The sequence below is a fragment of the Acutalibacter sp. genome, assembly GCF_056800975.1.
The window spans coordinates 1-4,210 of sequence record NZ_JBQISV010000136.1 but is presented as its reverse complement, the minus strand read 5'-3'; the positions used below and the strand labels follow the sequence as shown (position 1 = coordinate 4,210).

At 57.5% G+C, this 4,210-nt stretch carries 5 protein-coding genes; 4 read left to right on the top strand and 1 reads right to left on the bottom strand.

Annotated features, from left to right (window positions below; all coding sequences use genetic code 11):
* The first annotated feature begins 767 nt into the window (after nucleotides 1–767).
* The 4 genes from metA (at nucleotide 768) to ACTO5E_RS10340 (ending at nucleotide 3,914) form a co-directional block, all read left to right on the top strand.
* Nucleotides 768–1,691, top strand: a complete 924-nt coding sequence (gene metA / locus ACTO5E_RS10355) for a homoserine O-acetyltransferase MetA (protein ID WP_482303428.1) — start codon at nucleotides 768–770, stop codon at nucleotides 1,689–1,691.
* Nucleotides 1,688–2,395 carry a 4Fe-4S double cluster binding domain-containing protein gene (locus ACTO5E_RS10350; RefSeq protein WP_482303427.1) on the top strand — a complete coding sequence of 236 codons (708 nt, stop codon included), beginning with the start codon at nucleotides 1,688–1,690 and terminating at the stop codon, nucleotides 2,393–2,395. Before metA ends, ACTO5E_RS10350 begins: the two co-directional genes overlap by 4 nt.
* The gene (locus ACTO5E_RS10345) at nucleotides 2,392–3,024 is read left to right on the top strand and encodes an HAD family hydrolase (RefSeq protein WP_482303426.1); all 633 of its coding nucleotides are present in this window, start codon (nucleotides 2,392–2,394) and stop codon (nucleotides 3,022–3,024) included. The genes ACTO5E_RS10350 and ACTO5E_RS10345 overlap by 4 nt, the downstream gene beginning before the upstream one ends.
* Before the next feature lie 287 nt (nucleotides 3,025–3,311).
* Nucleotides 3,312–3,914, top strand: a complete 603-nt coding sequence (locus ACTO5E_RS10340; RefSeq protein WP_482303425.1) for a GNAT family N-acetyltransferase — start codon at nucleotides 3,312–3,314, stop codon at nucleotides 3,912–3,914.
* A gap of 25 nt (nucleotides 3,915–3,939) precedes the next feature.
* Here the strand turns inward: ACTO5E_RS10340 and ACTO5E_RS10335 are convergent.
* Nucleotides 3,940–4,210 (bottom strand): hypothetical protein (locus ACTO5E_RS10335; RefSeq protein WP_482303424.1); only part of this gene is annotated, 271 nt, incomplete at its 5' end.

Sequence of the window (4,210 nt, the reverse complement as noted above, 5' to 3'; positions counted from 1 at the left end):
TTCTGTTCCTGTTTCCTTCTTCTCAAGCTTTCACTCTCAAAGAATTCACGGGTCGTTCTTCTTCTCGTTGTTTAATTTTCAAGGTCCACTCCTCAGGCTTTTCAGCCTTTGGCGCTGCGCTCTCTGTCTTTTGAAGCGCCTGACTATCTTACCACATTTGGTTTTGTTTGTCAAGTACTTTTTTCGACTTTTTTTCAGCGCCCTCGCTTTCGCTTGGGAAGCTCTTTCGAGCAGCTTGACTATCTTACCACACTCAGCTTCGTTTGTCAAGCACTTTTTTCGACTTTTTTCAGCCGACCCTTGCTTTCGCTTGGGGCTCTTTCGAGCAGCTTGACTATCTTACCACATTCGGTTTCGTTTGTCAAGTACTTTTTTCGACCTTTTTCAGCCGACCCGCGCTTGCGCTTGGGGCTCTTTCGAGCAGCCTGACTATCTTACCACACTCGGTTTGATTTGTCAAGTCTTTTTTTCGACCTTTTTTCAGTCGGCCCTCGCTTGCGCTTGGGGGCTCTTTTTGAGAGCTTGCTTATCATATCACACCGTTTTCGGTTTGTCAAGCAGTTTTTTCAGGTTTTTTGAAAAACTTTTGAAGTCCCATGCTGTACAAACCAAAGCTGGTTGTGTTATAATAGCTTTATTGCGGTTTTGCGCCGCAATGTTTGGTATTATATCGCTTCTCCCAGCTTTTGTCAAGCGCTTTTTTCATCTTTCTTTCCCCGCCGGACTGAAGCGTCCTTCCTATTATCAACTGGAAAGGCTGTGAGCTTATGCCTATTCGTGTCAACGCCGAGCTGCCTGTGATCGAGGTTCTGGAAAACGAGAACATCTTTGTTATGTCCCGCAGCCGGGCCGTTGCTCAGGACATCCGCCCTCTGGGCATCGCTATTTTGAATTTGATGCCCACCAAGCTGGAGACCGAGACTCAGCTGCTGCGCCTGCTCAGCAATTCTCCCCTGCAGGTGGAGGTGGAGCTGCTGCATCCGGCCAGCCATGTCAGCAAAAACACCAGCATCTCTTATCTCAATCAGTATTATAAGACTTTGGAGGAGGTGCGCGACCGCCGCTTTGACGGCCTCATCATCACCGGTGCGCCGGTGGAGAAGCTCCCTTTTGAGGAGGTGGACTACTGGCCTGAGATGTGCGCTGTTTTTGACTGGGCCCAAACCCATGTCTACTCTACCCTGTACATATGTTGGGGAGCCCAGGCGGGGCTATACTATCACTATGGTATTCAGAAGCATCCCTTGCCGGAAAAGCTCAGCGGCATCTACAATCACCGGGTGCTCAATCCCTATCATCCCCTGATGCGGGGCTTTGACGACAACTACTTTGCCCCCCACTCCCGCTACACCCAGGTTTTGTTGGAGGACATTGAGGCTCATCCGGAGCTGCTGCCTTTGGGGGTCTCCGACCTGGCAGGGCTGCACATCTGTGCCGAGCGGGGCGGGCGGCGGATGTTTGTCACCGGCCACGCGGAGTATGACCGGGACACCCTGGCCAAGGAATACCTTCGGGACGTGGCAAAGGGCTTGGAGCCCAAGGTGCCCTACCACTATTTCCCTGAGGACGACCCCACCCGCACGCCCCCCTTCACCTGGCGGAGCAACGCCCATCTGCTGGTGGCGAACTGGCTGAACTACTATGTCTACCAGCAGGCGCCCTATGACTTCATCAAGGAGGACGAACCGTGAAGACTGCCGTTCTCTCCGAGGAGCCCCTTCGGGCGCTGTTATTGGCAGAGGGCGCAGACCTGGTGGGCTTTGGGGACGTCAGCGCCCTCTCCCCCGGCCAGTGGACCAGCTGCGTGTCTTTGGCTGTGCGCCTTCCGGCTTCTACAATATGCGGTATCTCCGATGGGCCCAGTATGGATTATTTTGAGCAGTACCATACCCTGAACGCCAAGCTGGACCAGCTGTCGGAGCTGGCTGCATCCTATATTGTCAAGCAGGGCTTCCATGCCCTGGCCCAGACCACCACGGCGGTGGCGGAGTCCGCCGGGTACCACACCCCCTTCCCCCACAAAACCTGTGCCACCCGGGCAGGGCTGGGGTGGGTGGGCAAATCCGCCCTGCTGGTCACCCCGGAATTCGGCCCGGCAGTACGGCTGAGCTCTGTGCTGACAGACGCGGCCTTTGATCATCCCGGCCAGCCGGTAAACGCCTCACGCTGCGGAGACTGCACCCGCTGCCGGGACCACTGCCCCGGCGGGGCCATCCATGGAGCCTTGTGGGATATTGCCACTGAGAGAGAAGTCCTGGTGGATGTGGATGCCTGCCGGAAAGCCGCCCGGGCCCTGGCTAAGGAGCGGACGGGGCAGGAAATCACTCTGTGCGGCAAATGTATCCAGATTTGCCCGTACACCCAACGTTATACAAAAAAGGAGGCCGCAACGTGATTTGTGACGGCGTGATTTTTGACTTGGACGGTACTCTGTGGGATTCCAGCGAATCCCTGACGGATGTCTGGCGGCTGGCCCTGGCCGGGGAGCCGGACATCCCCCGCCCTCCCACCACAGAGGAGCTGCAAAGTGTGATGGGCATGACCGCCCCCCAGCTGATGAAGACCCTTTTCCCCCAGCTCACCCCGGAGCGTGGCGCGGAGCTGTTTGCCCAGCTCTGCGTGGTGGAGGACGCGTATCTGCGGGAACACGGGGGCCGGCTTTACCCCGGCCTCACGGAAACCCTGGAACAGCTGGCAAGGCAGTGCCCCCTGGCCATTGTCAGCAACTGCGGACCTGAGTACATCCCCGCTTTCTTTGCCGCCCACAAGCTGGAGCCCTATTTTGCCGGCTGGGAGTGCATTGGCCGCACCGGCAAGGAGAAGTGGGAGAACATCCGGCTGGTGGCCCAGCGGCTGGGCATGACACAGCCTGTCTATGTGGGCGACACGGCAATGGACCAGGCCGCCGCCCAGAAGGCGGGGGTCCCCTTCATTCACGCCGCCTATGGTTTCGGTCGGGCGGAGAGTGCGCCTCATATTGACGCGCCCGGTGACCTGCCGGGTCTGTTGCAGTTTTTGACTTAGAGGAACGCTCTGCTAAGTTAAAGCGGCACACGCTCCTTTTTAATTCCTTTTTAATTTAAGTTAAAAAGGCTGTCATCGGGGCTTTTGTCTGTCCTGCTTCAGGCTGCCGGGAGCCGCATCCTCCTATCACGAGGCGGCAGCACACTGCCGGAGATGGGCTTTCCAGAGCCGTGTCAAGAGCCCCTCTCTACCTTTTACCGCGTTCCTCCCTTGTCTGTCCATCGTCGTTTTCTGCTCGCGCCGGTTTGCGCGTCAGGACTTTTCCAGTTTCTGAAAGGAGGCCTCTCATGAACACCGGGCTTCTATTTTCCACCTTTCCCTACATCAGCGGCAAGGGGCTCTCTCTGGGCCGCATGACTGACCTGGACCTGCCCGCCCTCTGGGACATTCTTGGGGACGAGGAAAACTTCCGCTATGCCCCCACCGCCGCTCTGCGCGCTCCCGAGCAGTGCCGCCTGCGGCTTTTGCAGGCCGAGGCCATGTTCCGGGACCGGGTGGCGGTGATGCTGGGCATTTACCCTGAGGGGAACGGCAGCCGTCTGGCCGGCATTTTTGAGATATACAATATCGACCCCCAGACCCAGTCGGTGACTGTGCGCTTCACCCTCAGCCGCACCCGCACCGGCGAGAGCCTTGCCACCGGCGCCCTGCGGGCCTGCACCGACTACCTGATGGTCAACGTGGGCGTGCACCGCATTCAGGCCTATGTGCTGCCTGCCAACTACCGGGGCATTCTGGTGCTGGAACGCTGCGGCTTTGTGAAGGAGGGCACCATCCGCGAGGGCTTCTTCTGGCCGGACAAGGGCATTGTGGACCTGAGCCTCTACTCTCTGCTGCCCACCGACCTGCGCCGCGGGCCCGGCTCCCATGGGGGCGCGCATATATTTTGATGGAGGGGCCTGCCGCAACGCCGGCTTATCTTTCCCCAGAGCATCGTCCTTTTGACTGCAAAAAGGAGCGCAGCGCCTCTGCTGTTCCCAATGTTACATGAAATCCAACCGTTTTCGGGAAAAGACTATGCTTCCTTTCAGTCCAAGACCCGGCTCCCGGCCTGTCACGGGTTAAAAAAAGCGGGAAGCAATGTAAGAACCTGTATTCACAGGCGTTGAACGCCGGAGGGACGGGTCTTTTGCCGTCCTGCTGCGTTAAAAAATCTTGAAATACGGCAAGTATTCCTGCGATTTTT